This is a genomic window from Acinetobacter sp. P37, from assembly GCF_057480965.1.
This window is the reverse complement of sequence record NZ_JBLIYY010000002.1, coordinates 171,254-190,806: the sequence shown is the minus strand read 5'-3', so window position 1 is coordinate 190,806 and position 19,553 is coordinate 171,254. Positions and strand designations below refer to the sequence as shown.

Here is a 19,553-nt window from a genome sequence, read left to right as displayed (position 1 = left end):
CATAAAAACAGACAGGATGCCAAACATGTCTTCACTATTTAAATTCGGTGCGCTTGCTGCGGTCAGTGCCCTGATGTTTACAGGCTGTGTGATTACCTCGACTTCAACAGGTCTGAATGCAAAAACCGTGACGGTCAATGCCGTGACTGCTCAAGGTATTGGTCAAAGCATCGGTCAAATTAACTTGGTTGATAGCCCTGCTGGCTTGGTTATTCATACCAATTTAACCCAGCTTCCTCCGGGTCCACACGGTTTCCATATTCATGAAAAAGGCTCTTGTGCCCCAGCTGAAAAAGATGGAAAAGCGGGTGCTGCTCTTGCTGCAGGTGGTCACTTTAACCCTAAAGCTGCACCTAACCACGGTACGCCGCTAACAGGTCACTTGGGTGACTTACCGATCCTTCAAGTTCAAACCGATGGCACAGCAAAAGTGAATTTAATTGCACCACGTTTGAAATTGGCGGATGTACAAGGCTTAGCCATCATGATCCATGCTGGTGGTGATAATTACTCTGACGACCCTAAACCTCTAGGCGGTGGCGGTGACCGTATTGCCTGTGGTGTGATTCAATAATCGACCTTATGCATAGATTTGAACAAGCGGACTTTAAGTCCGCTTTTCTATTGAATAAAAATTGACAGTTCACAGAAAAAAGCTCAGTCTAATTTACAAAATCATTCGAATACTTCATAACTCTGTGAACACGCGACTCTCTTGGTTTCAACAGTTTCAATCCAGTGCAATCATTATGTATTGCCTGCAAATTTGTATTGTTTTGAGTGGCACCACGCTCGGATTATATTTTCTCGGTTTTCATAGTGTTATTGTGCCCGTCACCTTAGGTGCGATTGCCACCGCGCTCACGGACTTTGACGACCGACTCAGCATCCGACTGCGTAATTTGCTCTATGTCTGCGTACTCTTCTTTAGTGTCAGTAGTATTTTAGATTTTCTCTATCCCTATAAGCTGCTGTTTATCTTATATCTTTCACTGTCCAGTGCAGGATTTATTTTATTAGGAGCTTTGGGGCAACGCTATGCCACGATATCTTTTGGCACGATTTTACTATCGATTTATACCATGTTCGGCTTGGGCGAATATGACACCTGGTATTTTCAACCCAGCTGCTTTGTTCTAGGGGCCTTATGGTATGGCCTGACCTCAATTCTCTTTTACTTGATTAAACCCACCCTCCCCGTACAGGACAATCTCTCGCGTTGTTTTTTACAAATCGCCGAAGTACTGAATGCAAAAGCACGCTTATTTGACCCAGATAATGTCAACAATGTGGAACACTTACTATATGAATTATCACTCAAAAACAGTGATGTCATCCCGAGTTTAAACACGACCAAAGCTTCTTTACTCACCCGTTTAAAAGCCTCAAGAGCAAATAAAAACACCATCTACTGGCTGAATTTATATTTCTTGGCACAAGATATTCACGAACAGGCCAGTGCGAATTATTTACACTACGAACAAATTCATCAAAATTTTAGCCGTACCGATTTAATTTTTCGTTTTCAAAAAAATATTCGATTACAAGCACAGGCTTGCCAACAGTTGGCCTATTGTATTTTGCATCGACAGCCCTATCAGCCTGATCCCATTACCGCGCAAGCACTGGCACATTTGCATGCCTCTTTGCAGGAGTGGATGGCGAATAATCCGCAAAATATAGAAGTGAAAAACCTACAGCTGATCTTGAGTAATTTGGACAGTGTACAAGAACGCTTTTCGCATGTTCAGGATTTAGATCATTCACAGCAACAGGCCTATCAGCAGCATATCGACAACCTCAATTTACTCGATGACGATATTCATGGCTGGCATGATTTATGGCTTAAACTGAAACAGCATTTGAGTCCCGAATCTGCCTTATTTCGCCATGCCGTTCGCATCGCTTTTGTCTTTGCGATGGGCTACGCCATTTCGCTACTGCCCTTTGCCAAAAATGGCTACTGGATATTATTGACCAGTTTATTTGTCTGTCAGATGCGTTATTTTGCGACCAAAAGTCGTTTAAAAATGCGGACTTTAGGAACCATATTAGGGGTCTTACTTGGCATTCCTATTTTGTATTTTGTGCCGAGTGTCGAAGGTCAATTGCTGCTAACGATTATTTTTGGCGTATGCTTTTTCTATCTGAGTGCCAAAAAATATGCCATGGCGACCCTCATGGCAACCTTAATGGTCTTGCTGATTTTTAATTTAAAAGGCGCAGGTTATGCGGTCATTTTACCGCGTATCGTTGATACCCTACTCGGCTGTTTTATTGCATGGTTCGCGGTGAATGTCATCTGGCCAGATTGGGATTTTCGCAATATTTCCAAGACCATTCAAAAAAGCTCTGCTGCGACCCTGCATTATTTTGATGCCGTAGTTGAGCAATATCTCCATGGGAAAACCAATAGCATTGCTTATCGGCGTGCCCGTCGTTCAGCCCATAATGCTCAAACTGAACTGTCGAGCATGATTTCTAGTTTAAGTACCGAGCCTGAACCCGACCAAACTTTGATTCAACATGCTTTTCGCTATTTGGTCTATAGCCATAGTCAGCTCAGTTATATTTCGGCATTGGGGAGCCACCGTGAACAGGTACAAGACCAACAAGTCCTTGAACTGCTGCAATGGTGTCAAAGCACCTTAGACGAAGTCTTAATTCAGCAAAAACCGCTTAACCCTGAGAAAATTCAGCAAAAACTCTTTGAAATTAAAACACTCAGCACTGAAGAAATGCGGTCTAATCACCTACAACTGGTGCTCAAGCAAATCAGTTTATTATTAGAAACATTAGCCGAACTGATTCAGCTTCGAACACAGCTGATTCAGGCGGAAATTAAATAAAATCATTCGAGACTCATGATGAAAATGCTTAGTTTAGGTTTTAGACGCCTCATATTACCTACGATTGTGGCGACCTCATGTTTAGCTGCGTCTTCTGTTTTTGCAGCACCGACAGCACAAGATTTGAAGCGTATTTTGGAATGTCAGGCCGATTACGACACTTATCATGACACTTTGCTCGATTATGAAAAGGCTCTGGGGCAATTGGGCTGGAAACGCCATGATGACCCACATCAACCGTTTATTTATATCTATAAAAATACGCAAGCTGTTGAATTTTTTGGCATGCCGACCCAAGAAATTGGCCTGTCTTCCAATGCAGTATTCGCGATCTATCGCCAAGCCGATGTGAAAGAACTTGCCCAAAAATATGGTATTGAACAACATCCGATGTTTGCCGATATGCCATTTTTCCGTGGTGAAAAAATCCTACGTACGGAAGCCGAAACAGATGATCTACATGCCATCAATCACAAACTGAGCCTGTCTGAAATGACCGGAAAAAGCCCGATGATATTATTCGGCTGTAACTATGAATTTGATCAAGGTTCGATTGAAGACGCCTTAGCGGATCTAGAAGATTAATCCGAGCAGATAACTCAGAATTAACTTAAAAAACATTTACTTAGATTCAATATGCGAATCAATTATTTCAACATGAACGCTTCGTTCCTGCTGTGCTTTCAGGTACACTCAAGGCTGAAATCACTTTGAATTTAAACTTCGCATGAATATCAAGACCTTACGCTTTGTGGGCCTACTCGAAGGCATCTCCTTTTTATTATTGTTGTTCATTGCTATGCCAATGAAGTACCTGATGGATAATCCAATATTGGTCAAATACGTCGGTATGGGACATGGCGTCTTGTTTATTGCCTTCTTGGTGGTGCTATTTGTGGTCTGTGAAAAGCAAAAATGGTCACTCAGCGTATTTCTAATGGGCCTGATTGCATCAATTTTGCCTTTTGGCCCGTTCATTTTCGATCGCAAATTAAAAAATGCAGAACAACCTGCAACATCAAATTAAGACAGTATACAGCAAATAAAAAAGCCCAATATTGTTCTACACAGCATTGGGCTTTTTCTATGATGGCATGAACTCGAATTTAAAATTCACCCGTCAATTTACGTTGTCGCATAATATCTCGCACCACCAAGCGTGGTAGGCTGAACCACAAGATAATGAGGGTAAAGCCTGCCAAACTATAGGCCCAAAGGCCGAAGTTTTCATACAGCACGCGAACAATTTCGATCACGGCAAAGAACGTCAGCATCATGATTACAGACACTGCCGCAGCCACTGTGCCCTTCGACATTTCAGACGACATTAAGGCAAATCGATAGAGCACAGAAAAGCTAATCCCTTCACCAAAACTGACCAAACTCATACCAAGAATGAGCAATGTCAGAAAATAACTTTCAGTCATCGTCCCAATCACCACGAGGCTCGTTCCGAGTAACATCAGCGGTAGCCCGATCATCACAGACTGACCTAGAGGCAATTTGTCGATGATTTTAATCAGGACAATATTACCGATGATCAGCCCGCCCAAAACAGGAAACTGTGCCATGCCGTATTGCATACTACTCAGTCCAAGCTGCTCCACCAATATGACTGGAGATAGCGCAATCCAGAGCATCAGTGGCATTGCCACCATCGGTAGGCCCAGTGTCAACGCCAAAAAGCGTTTGTTTTTGAACACCTGTTTAAAGTCATCAATGATATAGCCCACCGGTTGCTTTGGAATGCTGATGTGCTGAGTCGGCATCTTGGCTTTTAAACCAAACCAACTCAGAAAAGATAGAAATGCAATTCCTATAAAGCCCCAATGCCATGACACGTGATCAATCATAAAGGCACCGAGGACGGGACCGATCAGTGGCGCCAGTAGTGAAATATTCGCCATGATCGCCATGACTTTGATGGCATCTCGCTCTTCAAAAGTTTCCTGAACAGCAGCATAGCCCACGGCAGAAATAACCGATAAACCGAAACCTTGTAAAAAACGCAACGTTAAAAAGCTTTCGATATTATGCGTGAGCAATATCGCTAGACAGCATAAGCTAAAGAATGCCACACCACCCAACAGGACTTTTTTACGGCCTAATCGATCTGACAAAGGTCCTAAAATCGCAGCGACACAAGCACCTCCCAATAAGTAAAATGACATCGACGAGGGTGCCCATGCACTACTCACGCCAAACTCTTGGGTAATCGCAAGCATGGCGGGTTGGACTAAGTCGTTTCCGATATAGACAGAAAATTCAAATAAAACCAGTGCTAAGGGAAACATTAAGGTGGCACGACTTAATTTTGTGGTTTGTACGTTTTGCATTGTTATCTACATATCAAATGTGTGCTGTCGAGCTTGAAATGACAAATAGGGAGAGACACTTCAGCCCAATGACGAGCACTGTAATATTAATTTTAAAAATGAATTTGCGGCATATCCGCCATATGTGCGTCGTATTCACAAGACGCTAGATAGAGATAAAATGAACTTCAACGAACCGATCTGTCGGTTTGAGTCCGACTATTTTAACAGTGTTTGCTGGCGTTGTATTGGTCTTTTTAAACTACCGCTTTTATGGTTTTTCATTGTCTGCTTTTTGGATAAAGCGACCTTGTTTTAGGTCTTCATAGGCTTGCATGACTTCTGCAAAATGATTCATCACAAAATAACCTCGCCCATAGATGGGTTCATTTAAAGGCTGCGCCGATAAATACAACATGTGGCTATCTTCAACTGCCGTCAATTCGACATTTTCACCTTGGCTCGACATGACTGCCATATGCTGTGCAATTAACGGTTCATCTGTTTCAGTAAATTTCAATTTGCCTGAGCGTAAATATACCAGCGTGGTATGCCCTTCTTGTGCAGGTAGTATGATGCTTTGATTGGCACTGACAAAGACATCAAATACTTGCATAGGCGTATGTGTTTCTGCAGGGCCGTCGGCTGTTAAATAATGCCCTGCAATGACCCGTACATAACCTGCATTATCTGCTAAATCCACTACAGGAATACTGGCTTTGGCTAAGCTCTGATAGCGTGCAGGATTCATTTTATCTTTGGCAGGCAGGTTGACCCAAAGTTGCAAGATTTCAAATGCGCCGCCCCGCTGTGCAAAGGCTTGGCTAAAAACTTCTTCGTGTTGTATGCCTGAAGCAGCAGTCATCCACTGTACATCTCCCTCACCAATGACTCCACCGCCGCCAGTCGTATCATGATGTTCAAGTTCACCTTTAAACACCAATGTGACGGTTTCAAAGCCTCGATGTGGGTGCTCTAACACGCCTTTTTTCAGTTTGGTTGGTTTCAGCACCCCAGGCCCTAAATGGTCGAGCAGTAAAAAAGGCGAGACCGTATTTCCCAATTCATAATGGGAAAATACTGATGTGACCGGAGCAAAGTCACCAATGGGTGAACCTGAGTCATTGACGTGGATGAAGGCTAGGGTTTTCATCATAAATTTGAAATCTGATCATGATTTGAATTCGGTTTTATATTATTAAAAACTATACGAACTCACGAGAAAATTTTTAGGATTGAATATTCTATGTTTAGGATGAAAATTAAGATACGCGGAAACTCATCCGCAACTGTCCGAGTCAGGACACATTCAATATGTAAAGTTTCTGCGACCTACACAATTGAAGATGGTATTTGACGAGTTTTGCGGATGAAAGATGGTTTTGCTACTTTTGCCGAAACAAAAGTAGATACGAGCTCCAATCATCGAATTTAAAATGAAAGGACCCCGTCATGCTGAATATTTAATAAGAAATTTAGACCTTAACTTTTTATAATTTAAGGACACTTCGCCGATTGGAAAGTCTTAGTATTTTTACCACGTTGGCACTGATATTCCTTTTGTGTATTTACACGCTGCCAGTCACCATCCACCAATCTAAAACTATAAATGGTACGAACCGATTTCACCGAATCGTCCATCAAACCCGTTTCCGTCACTTTCACCTGCCCCGCATTTGGCGACTCGACACGGTTAAAGTACTGACGAATTTCCACAGTCGACAGCTCTTTACGTAAATCAGGACGTTCTTTTAATACCTGATCGAGTGGCGTAGCAGAAGAACCGACTTTAGACACAATTTTCTGCGTTGTCGCACAACCCGCCAACATCCCCACACACAATGCAGACACAGCAATTAAACGATACATAGAAGCAACTCAAATTTATTATTCAGACCTATCATGCCGAACATTTGTCCAAAACACTATTTAAGCAATGTAAAAGAAGTAGTCCAGTCCACAAAATCACCGTGCTGTTTCTCATCCATAGGCGGCTAAAAAGCATGCTATAGCCATAAAAAACGCATCCGAAGATGCGTTTCCAATCGTCTTTAAAAAATTAAAGATCGAACAATTTACCTGGGTTCATAATTGCATTTGGATCGAATACTTTTTTCAATGCTTTCATATATTCGATTTCTTCTGCTGAACGTGTGTAATCGAGGTAAGGCTTCTTAGTCATACCCACGCCATGTTCTGCAGAAATTGAACCGTCATATTTTTTCACAGTTTCAAATACGTATTTGTTCACCACTTGGCATTTTGCAAAGAATTCATCTTTACTTAAATCCGCAGGTTTCAAAATATTTAGGTGCAAGTTACCGTCACCAATATGACCGAACCAGCAAATTTCAAAGTCTGGGTAGTTCGCTTCCACAATTGCATCAATTTCTTTAATAAATGCAGGTACATGCGTAATCAGTACTGAAATGTCATTTTTGTATGGAGTGAACGGTGCGATTGACTCAGAAATGTCTTCACGTAAACGCCATAAATTATGTACTTGGTCTAAGCTTTGGCTCATTACGCCATCCAGTACCCAACCTTGTTCCATGCAATGTTCAAAGATTTCCATTGCCGCATCCATGATCGGTTCAAATGGTGCTTCAAACTCAAGTAAAACATAGAACGGACATGGTGTTTCAAACGGACGTTGTACATGGCCATTGTCCAATACTTTTTGCATCGCAAGTTCACCAAAGAACTCAAATGCAGTCAGGTCGATTTTCTTTTGGAAGGCATGTAGAACAGGCATAATCGCATCAAAATCAGGCACACCGAGAACCAATACTTGTAAGTCATGGGGTTGGCGTTCAAGTTTGATTTCAGCTTCCGTCACGAGGCCTAAAGTACCTTCACCACCAATAAATAAGTGTTGAAGTGCATAACCAGTCGCATTTTTGATCATGCCTTTGTTCAAGCGCAGGATGTCACCTTTACCAGTAACCACAGTCATGCCCAACACCCAGTTACGAGTCATGCCGTATTTAATCACTTTAATACCACCCGCATTGGTACCAATGTTGCCGCCAATTTGAGATGAACCTGAAGATGCAAAATCAACTGGATAGTACATGCCTTGTTCTTCAGCATAGTTCTGAAGTTGTTCAGTCACTACACCTGCTTGTACGCGAACCATACGGTCAGCTGGAAAGAATTCCAAGATTTGGTTCATCTTGTCCATGCTTACCACGATTTCACCGTTAGCAGCCACAGCACCCGCAGACAAACCTGTACGACCGCCACTTGGTGTGATCGCTACATTAAATTGGTTCGCAAGTTTTACAATTTGTTGAACTTGTTCTGTGCTTGAAGGGAAAACGACGACCGACGGGTTTGGATCGAAGTGCTTAGTATGGTCACGACCCCAATTTTGGAGACTATCCGCATCGGTTTTAATTCGGCTTTCGCCAACAATAGCGGTCAATTGGGTCAATAACTCTGGGGTTAAAGCGACTGGAGCATTCATCGTTTTCAGACCTTGCAAGAAGTAAACAAGTTTTTTTAAAGGTCCAGACTTCATTCAGTCAAAACTGCAGTAACGCATATTTCAAGGGAAAAAGCCTGAAACAGAGCGCATCAAAATGTCAGGGAATTGGTCATGATGATTTTGAGCGGCACCATTATAAGCTATAACTGGGCTTTTTTTGACAAAACACAAAGAAAAACGTGATTTCAAAATGTCACGAGGAATATGACCAAGTTAATTAGACCAAATCTAAAAAATATTGACTCATCATTCGCCAAAATAGCCATGACGTCGGTCATAAAGGAAATGTATATCAGGCGACTTCCTATGCTATTATATGCGCACTAAATTTGGCCTTTGTAGCGGAGCCGTAATGAGCCAACATCTTTCTTTACCTAAAGATAAAATTCGTTTCTTGTTGTTAGAAGGCGTTCACCAAAACGCAATCGACACTCTAAATGCTGCTGGATACACCAACATTGACTACCGTAAAACTGCGCTTGAGGGTGAAGCGTTGAAAGAAGCGGTTAAAGATGCTCACTTCATTGGTATTCGTTCACGTACTCAATTAACTGAAGAAGTTTTTGAAGCGGCGAACAAACTGATTGCTGTGGGTTGTTTCTGTATCGGTACAAACCAAGTGAACTTAAATGCTGCAATGATTCGCGGTATTCCAGTATTTAACGCACCATACTCAAATACTCGTTCAGTTGCTGAATTAGTTCTTGCTGAAGCGATTCTATTACTTCGTGGTGTTCCTGCAAAATCTGCTTCAACTCACCGTGGTGGTTGGAACAAGTCTGCAGTTGGTTCATTTGAAACTCGTGGTAAAACTTTAGGTATTGTTGGTTACGGTTCGATTGGCTCGCAACTTTCTGTACTTGCTGAAAGTTTAGGTATGCACGTAATTTATTACGATGCTGTAACTAAACTTCCAATGGGTAATGCACGTCAAGTCGGTTCTATGGGTGAACTTCTTGCCAATGCAGACGTCGTATCTCTACACGTTCCAGACGTTCCATCAACTCGCAACTTCTTCGGCAAAGATCAATTTGCTCAAATGAAAGAAGGCGCAATCTTCCTCAATGCTGCACGTGGTACATGTGTCATCATTGAAGATCTTGCTGATGCAATCAAATCTGGTCATATTGCTGGTGCTGCTGTAGACGTATTCCCTAAAGAACCGAAAGCAAACGGTGAAGAATTCGTTTCTCCACTTCGTGGCTTAGACAACGTGATTTTGACTCCTCACGTGGGTGGTTCAACAATGGAAGCACAAGCGAACATCGGTCTAGAAGTGGCTGAAAAATTCGTTGCTTACTCTGATAAAGGTATGACTTTATCTGCAGTGAACTTCCCAGAAATCGCGTTACCGTTGACTGAAGGCAAACACCGTTTACTTCATATCCACAAAAACGTGCCAGGCGTTCTTTCAAAAATCAACAACTTGTTTGCTGAACACGGTATCAACATCTCTGGTCAGTCTTTAATGACTAAAGGTGATGTGGGTTATCTTGTGATGGACGTTGATGCAACTGCATCTAAAGAAGCGTTGGATACACTTCACGAAGTTGAAGGTACCATCCGCGTTCGCGTATTGTTCTAATTTAATTAGACACTGAAGCCACAGCCTTCGGGCTGTGGTTTTTTTATTGTAGTAGACTTTTAAAATCTGGCTTTTGCCAATCTCCCGCTATTCGAGTCATCGAAACAAATTTAGTCTATGCCAAATTTTAAAATTACCCCTGCCCTACAAGCACCACTGATCTTGCTTATTGCAATGATCAGTATGCAAAGCAGTGGTTCTTTCGCCAAATACCTGTTTGGTCAGTTTCCCATCCTGACCGTGTCCGCGATGCGTTTACTGCTCGGTGCATTAATCTTGGCGATCATCTTTAAAATTTGGCAAATCAATTTTAAACAAGTCAAATGGTCAGCGATTATAAGTTATGGCTGTGCTCTTGCAGGCATGAATATGCTGTTTTACTTGTCCATTGATCGCCTACCTCTCGGCATTGCCGTGTCTTTTGAATTTATTGGCCCTTTAAGTGTTGCATTATTGGCAGCAAGACGAAAATTCGACTTCGTCTGGGTCGGCCTTGCAATTCTAGGCCTAATTTTGCTGTTTCCATTTGATCAAGCAGCACAACGTCTTGACCCAATTGGGATCTTACTTGCCCTCGGTGCAGGTGCGTGTTGGGCACTCTATATCGTGGCAGGTCAAAAACCATCAGGGGTCTCAGGCAATCATACCGTTTGCTTAGGCATGTTCGTCGGCATGTGTGTTTTGATGCCCATCGCACTTTTTGCAGGTATGCCCGTACAGGCGTTTGAGCCAAGTAGTCTGCTGTACTTTATTGCACTTGCGACCCTAGCCAGTGCTTTACCTTTTACTCTAGAAATGATTGCGCTCCGCAATTTAACGGCGCTCAGTTTCGGAACGCTCATGAGCCTAGAACCTGCAATTGCAGCACTCTCTGGTTTTGTTTTCTTAAATGAACAATTGCTGTGGACCCAGTGGTTAGCCCTTGCTGTCATCATCTGTGCATCGATTGGGTGTACCTATACCACGCAAAAAGCCAAAGTCATTTAAATTCAAAATCCATCATGATTTGGTCAAATGTTAAAATTCACTCAATTGTTAGCATTAACCGCTATACTGTACTGACTCAAAAATAGGGCTCAACACCGCCCAACAACTGTGTGCCGCATGCCAAATTCACAACTTCTCGCTGTTGTTTTCATGGTGCTCTCCATGATTTCCTATCAGATCAGTGCATCATTCGCCAAACAATTATTTTTGGTGCTTGATCCACTCAGTGTGACCATTTTACGACTCTGTTTTGCTTCAATTATTATTTGTTTAATGTTCCGCTCATGGCACATTTTAAAACGGCTGTCGTTTTTAAAATGGCGCGATCTGCTCTGCTATAGCGCAGCACTGTGCCTCATGAATGTCTTGTTCTATATGTCACTAGGCAAACTCCCTCAAGGCATTGCCGTAGGACTCGAGTTTATTGGCCCTTTGGGTCTGGCATTATTATCTATTAAAAATCGTAGTGACTATATTTGGGTGTTTTTGGCGATCTTAGGGATTGCGTTGATGGTGCCTTGGGGACAAGCCCAGAGTGGTAATTTCTCACTGATTGGTGCGGCGTGTGCCTTAACTGCGGGGCTATGTTGGGCATTCTATATTTACTTTGGACAAAAAGTGGTACACCAAAATATTGGTATGCATGCGCTAACGATTGCCATCACACTGTCCGCACTGACCTTGCTCCCGATTGGACTATATAACAATGCACCCGCCCTACTCGATACCCAATATTGGCCTAAAGCCTTGTTGATTGCGATTTTAGCTACAGCCATACCTTATGCCCTTGACCTCAAAGCGTTGAAGATTCTAAGCAAACTGAGTTATGGCACATTGTCGAGTATCTCACCTGCTTTGGCAGCCATTACGGGTATGGTGGTATTGGGGGAACGCATTAATATAGGGCAATGGCTTGCTTTGGTGTGTATTATGCTTGCCTCGGTCGGGGTGACAATGCGCTCCTCTCGCACTACAACGACTAGCGGATCAAACTAATTTTCATCTTTATCGCTGAAATAAAAAGACGGCCTCTGCCGTCTTTTTTAATTTGGAATTTGTCCTCAAAACTCACTAATATTTATCCCGTCAAACTGTCTTTATCCGCCTTCTTGTATTTTTTATATTCTGCCAAATATTGTTTGGCTAAACTTTCCTTTTGTTTTTCATCTAAGATTTTACCCGCTTGCTGAAAAAAGCCATGTTCTTCTTCCTGCAAATGATGATGTACCGTTTCAGATAACTTTTTCGCAATTGCCAACCAACCTGGATTACTAAATTCAGTTTCCGTCAGTTGCTCTAATAATTCATCCATCTCATGATGTTCCGCCAATGCATGACGGGTGATGTTTAAGCCTGAATCAGTCATCATTAACGGGATGTAAAAATAACGATCTTCGCCAACAGCATGAGCAAATAACTCATTTTTGAGCAGCTCAAATAAATCTCGACGCTCAGGTGTATCCCCTGATGTTTGAATGAGTTTTTCAGCAAGTTCACGTTGCTTTTCATGACTTTGGCGTAAAGCTTCAAATATATTCATTGTAGTGATGACCTCTGATGCTTAGCTAATTGTGTATTATGAAATTTAATTATTATCCACAACTCAAACGAGTCGCTTATTTTCATACTAATCATTTCAGCGACAGAATTCAGCAACGCTCTGTTAAGATTTGTTTTAAGCTTGTCCCGTAAAGGTTTGATAACCCAACCGTACAATCAAAATACTCACCAAAATCAAAAATAGAATTCGAATAAAGCCACTACCGTATTTAATTGCCGCACGTACACCAACGATCGAGCCTAAAATATTTGCTACAGCCATCATTAAGCCTATCGCAAATAACACATGGCCAGTGGGCGCAAAAAAACTCAGTGCTGCAAGGTTGGTGGTTAAGTTGGCGACTTTTGACAAAGCAGAGGCATGCAAAAAGTCTGCTTGTAGATAACGAATAAAAAAGAAGATAAAGAAACTGCCCGTGCCAGGCCCAAAGATACCGTCATAAAAACCAATTACCAGACTACCAAGAGCGGCAAGACCGAGAATTTTAGGGGTCAGTTCTTGGCGTACATGCATCTGACCAAATTGTTTTTTGGCAAAGGTATAGATCGCAATCACGATCAACATGACCAAAACAAAAGGACGTAAGACTTCTTTAGGAATCATTGATACACAGGCTGCTCCCACAAAAGAAGCAACAAATGCACAGCTTGCAATGACCGCAAGTAATTTCCAACGGAGTTTGACTTGGCGTAAAAAAGAATAGGAAGCTGACGCTGTACCAAAAATCGAAGACAACTTATTGGTGCCAAACACCGTCGCCGGAGATAAGTGCGGCATGGCATTCATAATGGCTGGAATTTGAATTAATCCTCCGCCCCCCACTGCTGCATCAATTGCACCGGCAAAAAATGCAAAAAATAAGAGGCTTAAGATGATTTCAATTTCCATAATTTGGCTTCAGTGGCTGTTGATGACTATTCAAGATTTAATACACGTTTTGGTACTAAGCGCTTACGATCGGTAATTTCCGCTAGACCTAAGCAACGTTCCCCATCAAATACCAAAACCTGCGCTTCCGCAGCATGCTCAATATTACTTTCCATTCCACGACTAAAATATTCAGCTCGACCTTCCGGCGCTTGCACTTTGCAGAAATGATCGACAGGGGAATACACCGGCAGCAATAATGCTTCACGCTCAGCTTCGGACAGACTCTCTAAATATTCAATGGTAAAGCTTGGGTTAAGATCAAAATGACCCGTTTGAATACGGTGTAGATAGGTTAAATGTCCAAAAGTACCCAATGCTTTGGCAATATCTTCGCCTAAAACACGAATATATGTGCCTTTGGAACAGGTGATGTCGAGTGTAATACTATTCTCATTAAATGATAATAACTCGATGGCATAAATCGAAATTGGACGTGCTTCACGCTCTATTTCTATGCCTTTACGCGCCAACTCGTACAGCGGGCGACCTTCTTTTTTCAGCGCAGAATACATCGGTGGAATTTGTTGAATATCCCCTACAAATTGCGCCAAGACATTTTGAATATTTTCTTCAGTCAATGTTGGAACAGCTTGCTCTAATAGTATTTCACCTTCCACATCACCCGTCGTGGTGCTGTGTCCTAAAAAGACCGTGGTTTGATAACGCTTGGTCGAGTCGAGCAAGAAATGTGAAAACTTGGTCGCTTCACCCAAACAAATCGGCAATAAACCTGAAGCCAGCGGATCAAGCGCACCAGTATGCCCTGCTTTTTGTGCACGAAACAACCAACGCACCTTCTGTAAGGCTGCATTCGAGCTAATACCTAATGGCTTATTCAAAAGAAATACACCATGTACAGGACGACGTTGGATCTTAGGAGAGGCTTTTTTCATGTCAAAATTTGGCTAATACAGGAACAGCGCAATGGTAACAACCCACATCTAACGTTTACAACTCTTCTATGTTTTTATCTGCATTTTATGTCATATTGAGTTCGCATTTAGAACTCTAAAACAATTAAAAACGGAATAAAGGTGCATTGGGATATGCAAAAAAATAAACTTTGGCTCATCATTGCCTTGGTCGTTATCGCAGTTGCTGTATTTATATTTTGGCTGGCGCCAAAAGCATCACAAAATGATCCTTCAGATCAATCGATTCAACAACAAAATACGCCTTTAGCTCAGGGCGAAAGCGCTACGGCTCAAGCCACAAGCGGTTCTTCACTGCTCAGTCCAAGTCAACAAGACACGGAAGTTAACTGTCAAATCAGTATGGATGGTTCAAACCGTCTGATCGTGAACGAACAAACACGGAATTGTTTTGAATATTTCATCACTCAATATGGTGAAAAATCGATTGATCAAATCAAAAAGGACTTTAAAACCTACATTGCACAAGGTCATAAAGAGCCGGCGCTGTCCCAAATTTATGATTTGTGGGATCGTTATATGAAATATCGTGAACAGTTAGGTCATTTACAGCCACCAAGCGACGACAAAGAATCACCACAATATTATCGCTCGATCTACAGCAGCACCCAGAATTTAAGAAAACAGTTCTTTTCTGATTATGAAATTGAAGGTTTATTTGGCAAGGAAAATACTTATCACGAATACACGCTAAATCGCATGGAAGTAGTAAATGACAAAAAACTGTCTGAATCAGAAAAAGCCAAAAAACTAAAAGCCCTGTTTGATGAACTCCCAGAAGATTGGAAAGAAAATCTGGAACAAATCAATAAACTTGAAGATTTACGTAAGCTCACAGCAGACATTAAAGCCCGTGGTGGTTCAAGCGAAGAAATCCATCAAATGCGGTTAAATTTAGTGGGTCCAGAAGCTACTCAGCGCCTTGAAAATCTAGACAGCCAGCGCAGCTCTTGGAAATCTAGCGTAAATCAATACCTCACAGAGCGTGACAGCATTGTGAAAAGCAATATGAGTGACAGTGCTAAACAACAAGCGGTGCAGCAACTCCGTAATCAACATTTTAAATCCAAGGAAGATCAGCTCCGCGTCAGTACCTTTGAATCTGTACATGATCAAGGTGGAAAATTACCTTTCGCAGAATAACAGCAAACAACAATTTAAAAACAACCTCAATTTCAGGATGAAATGATGAAAAAACCACAAGCTCTTTTATGCGCAATCATCGCTGCATCAGCAGTGATCGCCAGCACACAATCCCAAGCGGCGGCAGGACTCCAACATGTCACCGCCAACAGCTCGGCAAACTATGCCAAGACCAAATATCCGATTGTGTTTACCCATGGTATGTTCGGGTTTACTCGCATTGGTTTTGACAGCTTTGGCATGGATTATTTTTATCAAATTTTGCCAGATTTAGCTCGTAATGGGGCCAATACCTTTGCTGCCCAAGTTTCTCCGCTAGAGTCGACAGAAGTCCGTGGTGAGCAATTGCTCTCTCAAGTCGAAGAAGTTCTTGCTCTGACCGGCCAACCCAAAGTGAACCTCATTGGTCATTCACATGGTGGACCGACAACTCGCTACATTGCAGCGATCAAACCTGAATATGTGGCTTCGGTGACTGGGGTTGCAGGCACTTATCGTGGCTCTCTAGTCGCAGATAAAATCCAAGCGAATAAAACCATTAATTCAGTCTTTGGGGTACTTGGTGATCAACTCTTAGCACCGATTATTACTTGGGCTGAAGGCAACTCGAGTCTACCCAACAGTGTTGATGCATCACTTACCGCAATCAGTGAAAAAGGTTCGGCTGAATTTAATGCAAAATTTCCAACCGCAGCACTAGCGGCGAACTGTAATCAGTCGGGTGCCAAAGTCGACAATGGTGTGTATTACTACTCATGGACAGGTACAGCACAAACCACGAATGTATTAGATGTACTAGATACAGTGATTAGTCAGCTTGCCCCTTTGGCCTATGGAAATCGTGACAATGACGGTTTGGTTGGACGCTGTAGCACCCACATCGGACAAGTAATCCGTGATGACTACAATCACAACCACTTAGATGAAGTGAATATGATCTTTGGCCTACGCAGCCTATTTTCACCTGACCCAGTTGCGCTCTATCGCCAACATGCCAATCGTTTAAAATTACAGGGACTTTAACTCAAAAGTTAGTTCCCTTTCAGCACTGAAAAGGACGTCTTTGGACGTCCTTTTTTGTTTACAATTTTTTTGTTTGTACGCATTAAACAATTTAATTCAATAAGTTATTAAATGATAACAACTAAAATAAATAGCAAAAATAAAAGACGAATGTATATAAATGTACTTATCACCTCAATGCCGTCCATGTCCTAAAATGACATGGAATTTCAAACCGAGCATGAAAAAATGACAAGGCATCTTTGTCTATTCAAACTCTCTAAAATCAAAGATATGGCTTGGCCAATCACAAAGATGTTGCTTAAAAACAGAGAGTATTTTCATTATTAAAAAGTAATAAAAACAACATCAGATCAAGGAACATTTATGCGATCTTTAGTAAACACGGCCAAGATGGCCTCTGTAGCTGCAGTTGCTGGCTTAGCGATGAGTATATCGGCAAGCACTCAAGCTGCGCATAGCGTCCTCCAGGTGAAGGAAACGGCAAAATCTGACTACGCAAAAACCAAATATCCAATTTTAATGGTGCATGGTTGGCTCGGTTGGTCACGTATCGGCACTGACACCATCGGACTAGATTATTGGTACCAAATCTTGCCTGATATGGCACGAAATGGCTCAACCGTATTCGCAGCGCAATTATCTCCTGCAAATACCACAGCACATCGTGGTGAGCAGTTAATTGCACAAGTTGAAGATGTTTTGGCTATTACAGGGAAGCCAAAACTTAACTTAATCGGTCACTCTCATGGCGGCCCAACTGTATTGTATGTTGCTCAAACAAAACCACAGTACATTGCGTCTATTACAGGTGTTGCAGGTACCTATCACGGCTCTAAAGTAGCGGATGATATTCAAGGTAACTCACTTTCTCGTACTGCCTTCAATATTTTAGGTGATTATATTGTCGGCCCACTGATTGCTTTAGGTCAGGCAAAACCTGAGCTTGAAATTGATTTCGATGCTTCTATGAAATCATTATCACAAACAGGTTCTGCTGCATTTAACAGTACGGTTGCAAAATCTGCTGTAGCTGACGGTGTTTTGGCATCTTCAGAAAATTGCAGTAAGAACTTAAAGCAAGTCGACAGCAAAGGCATTCAGTACTATTCATGGACTGGTGTTGCGCAAACCACAAATCTACTTGATATCGATACGATCCTGATGCAACTCGGACCATTGTCTTACGGCAATAAAGACAATGACGGTATGGTTGCACGTTGTAGTGCTTATATCGGTAAAGTCATTAATGACAGTTACAAACTTAACCATACCGATTTAGCCAATATGATGTTCGGCTTAACAGGGCTATTTGCACAAGATCCTGTGGCGCTGTACCGTCAACATGCAAACCGTTTAAAACTGCAAGGACTTTAATTCTTATCGTTGAAGTTTAAATGCAATAAGGGGGCTTCGGCCCTCTTATTTACTTTTATAGATCTGAAAATTCATGATCGTTTATTTTGTTACATTTAGCGTCACAGTTAATCTCTTTCAATTTGCAACAGGTGGTCTTTATTGCTTTATTAGAAATGACAATAAATATTGTCATAAAACAATAATACATTGAGGATCGCTCATGAAATACGGATCATTTTTAGCAGGTTTAATTGCAGCTACATTCATCGGTAATGTATCTGCATCGCAAGCAACCCAAGTCACTGCCAAAGCTAGTTCCAGCTATGCAAAGACCAAATATCCAATCGTATTCAACCATGGTATGGGTGGTTTCATTACCGTTGGTACGGACTCATTTGGACTCGACTATTGGTATCAAATCCTTCCTGATCTTGCCCGAAATGGTGCAAATGTTTGGGCAACTCGCGTATCGCCTTTTAACTCTACCGAAGTGCGTGGCGAACAGCTTCTACAACAAGTTCTTGAAATCCAAGCACTCACAGGTGCGGATAAAGTGAATTTAATTGGACATAGTCATGGTGGACCAACGATTCGTTATGTTGCCGGTGTTCGCCCAGATGTCGTGGCTTCATTAACCAGTGTTGCAGGACCTCATCAAGGCTCCCCTGTTGCAGACTTAATTTTAAAAGCTGAAGGCACCGCTGTCGAAGCACCCTTGGTTGGAGCTGTGAATTTTGTCTCTAAAGCCATCGTTTGGGCGCAAGGTCTAGATCCAAAGACTTACCCTCATGATGCATTGGCAGGTGGTTCAAGTTTAACGCTAGCGGGTTCTGCAAAGTACAATGCCGCATTCCCTCTGGGCTTGCCTAAATCCAATTGTGCTGATGGCAATAGCGTGGAAAAAGGCATTTATAACTATTCATTTACAGGTGTGGGCCAAATCACCAATATTTTAGATTTAGACTCAGCACTAAAAGTGACCGCATTACTGATCGATGGCGGAAAAGACAATGATGGCCTCGTATCACGCTGTAGTGCCAAATTTGGTAAAACCATTCGTGATAACTACAACTGGAACCATTTAGATGAAGTCAACCAAGTGCTTGGTCTCAAAGCGTTGTTCGCACCAGATCCTGTCGCCGTTTATCGTCAACATGCCAATCGTTTAAAACTTCAAGGTTTATAATTTAGTAAAGCTATACATTAAACCCTGTAAATTCAGGGTTTAATGATATTTTCATTAATCAATTTACAAAATATCTTTCATTCTATCGATTAGTTCTCACATTTTACTTTCCTTTTTTTATAATCCTTAATGACAATAAAAATTTTCAAATAGACGCGTTTGTCTATTTCCAAACTGAACTGAATCACAGTTT

General features: G+C 41.9%; 18 protein-coding genes. 11 read left to right on the top strand and 7 right to left on the bottom strand.

The window, feature by feature from the left end:
• The first annotated feature begins 25 nt into the window (after nt 1–25).
• The 4 genes from sodC to AC25JC_RS02770 all read left to right on the top strand — a co-directional run bounded on the left by sodC (nt 26) and on the right by AC25JC_RS02770 (nt 3,876).
• Nucleotides 26–574, top strand: a complete 549-nt coding sequence (sodC, locus tag AC25JC_RS02785) for a superoxide dismutase [Cu-Zn] SodC (protein ID WP_486923413.1) — start codon at nt 26–28, stop codon at nt 572–574.
• 124 nt (nt 575–698) lie between these two features.
• Nucleotides 699–2,849: a YccS family putative transporter gene (gene yccS / locus AC25JC_RS02780; protein WP_486923412.1), complete on the top strand. Its 2,151-nt coding sequence runs from the start codon at nt 699–701 to the stop codon at nt 2,847–2,849.
• 15 nt (nt 2,850–2,864) lie between these two features.
• Entirely contained in the window at nt 2,865–3,434 is a 570-nt protein-coding gene (locus AC25JC_RS02775) for a hypothetical protein (protein ID WP_486923411.1), read from the top strand.
• 142 nt (nt 3,435–3,576) lie between these two features.
• Complete coding sequence (locus tag AC25JC_RS02770) at nt 3,577–3,876, top strand: DUF3817 domain-containing protein (RefSeq protein ID WP_078189335.1); 300 nt, start codon at nt 3,577–3,579, stop codon at nt 3,874–3,876.
• A gap of 79 nt (nt 3,877–3,955) precedes the next feature.
• Here the strand turns inward: AC25JC_RS02770 and craA are convergent, their stop codons facing one another.
• The 4 genes from craA to AC25JC_RS02750 form a co-directional block, all read right to left on the bottom strand.
• Nucleotides 3,956–5,185 (bottom strand): chloramphenicol efflux MFS transporter CraA, encoded by a 1,230-nt coding sequence (gene craA, locus AC25JC_RS02765; protein WP_486923410.1) that lies wholly within the window; start codon nt 5,183–5,185, stop codon nt 3,956–3,958.
• Nucleotides 5,186–5,435: 250 nt separating this feature from the next.
• The gene (locus AC25JC_RS02760; RefSeq protein ID WP_486923454.1) at nt 5,436–6,317 is read right to left on the bottom strand and encodes a pirin family protein; all 882 of its coding nucleotides are present in this window, start codon (nt 6,315–6,317) and stop codon (nt 5,436–5,438) included.
• A gap of 344 nt (nt 6,318–6,661) precedes the next feature.
• Nucleotides 6,662–7,033 (bottom strand): hypothetical protein, encoded by a 372-nt coding sequence (locus AC25JC_RS02755; RefSeq protein ID WP_180004761.1) that lies wholly within the window; start codon nt 7,031–7,033, stop codon nt 6,662–6,664.
• A 190-nt stretch (nt 7,034–7,223) separates the two neighbouring features.
• Complete coding sequence (locus AC25JC_RS02750; protein ID WP_067762968.1) at nt 7,224–8,633, bottom strand: FAD-binding oxidoreductase; 1,410 nt, start codon at nt 8,631–8,633, stop codon at nt 7,224–7,226.
• A 373-nt stretch (nt 8,634–9,006) separates the two neighbouring features.
• Here AC25JC_RS02750 and serA point away from each other — a divergent pair, with 373 nt between their 5' ends.
• From serA to AC25JC_RS02735, 3 genes are all read left to right on the top strand, one after another.
• A complete protein-coding gene (gene serA / locus AC25JC_RS02745; protein WP_078192852.1) occupies nt 9,007–10,239 on the top strand; it encodes a phosphoglycerate dehydrogenase in 1,233 nt (410 codons plus the stop codon).
• Between the two features lie 117 nt (nt 10,240–10,356).
• A complete protein-coding gene (locus AC25JC_RS02740) occupies nt 10,357–11,226 on the top strand; it encodes an EamA family transporter (protein ID WP_486923409.1) in 870 nt (289 codons plus the stop codon).
• 117 nt (nt 11,227–11,343) lie between these two features.
• On the top strand, nt 11,344–12,222 hold the full coding sequence (locus AC25JC_RS02735) for an EamA family transporter (protein ID WP_486923408.1): 879 nt from the start codon (nt 11,344–11,346) through the stop codon (nt 12,220–12,222).
• Nucleotides 12,223–12,304: 82 nt separating this feature from the next.
• Here AC25JC_RS02735 and AC25JC_RS02730 read toward each other — a convergent pair whose 3' ends face one another.
• The 3 genes from AC25JC_RS02730 to truB all read right to left on the bottom strand — a co-directional run bounded on the left by AC25JC_RS02730 (nt 12,305) and on the right by truB (nt 14,610).
• Complete coding sequence (locus AC25JC_RS02730; RefSeq protein WP_078192502.1) at nt 12,305–12,766, bottom strand: hemerythrin domain-containing protein; 462 nt, start codon at nt 12,764–12,766, stop codon at nt 12,305–12,307.
• A gap of 135 nt (nt 12,767–12,901) precedes the next feature.
• Entirely contained in the window at nt 12,902–13,675 is a 774-nt protein-coding gene (locus AC25JC_RS02725) for a sulfite exporter TauE/SafE family protein (protein ID WP_180111790.1), read from the bottom strand.
• 26 nt (nt 13,676–13,701) lie between these two features.
• A complete protein-coding gene (truB, locus tag AC25JC_RS02720) occupies nt 13,702–14,610 on the bottom strand; it encodes a tRNA pseudouridine(55) synthase TruB (protein WP_486923407.1) in 909 nt (302 codons plus the stop codon).
• Between the two features lie 153 nt (nt 14,611–14,763).
• Here truB and AC25JC_RS02715 point away from each other — a divergent pair, with 153 nt between their 5' ends.
• From AC25JC_RS02715 to AC25JC_RS02700, 4 genes are all read left to right on the top strand, one after another.
• Nucleotides 14,764–15,792, top strand: a complete 1,029-nt coding sequence (locus tag AC25JC_RS02715; protein ID WP_486923406.1) for a lipase secretion chaperone — start codon at nt 14,764–14,766, stop codon at nt 15,790–15,792.
• 42 nt (nt 15,793–15,834) lie between these two features.
• A complete protein-coding gene (locus AC25JC_RS02710; RefSeq protein ID WP_373685868.1) occupies nt 15,835–16,815 on the top strand; it encodes a lipase family alpha/beta hydrolase in 981 nt (326 codons plus the stop codon).
• A 366-nt stretch (nt 16,816–17,181) separates the two neighbouring features.
• A complete protein-coding gene (locus AC25JC_RS02705) occupies nt 17,182–18,192 on the top strand; it encodes a lipase family alpha/beta hydrolase (protein WP_486923405.1) in 1,011 nt (336 codons plus the stop codon).
• 202 nt (nt 18,193–18,394) lie between these two features.
• The gene (locus tag AC25JC_RS02700; RefSeq protein ID WP_486923404.1) at nt 18,395–19,360 is read left to right on the top strand and encodes an esterase/lipase family protein; all 966 of its coding nucleotides are present in this window, start codon (nt 18,395–18,397) and stop codon (nt 19,358–19,360) included.
• Nucleotides 19,361–19,553: the final 193 nt, after the last annotated feature.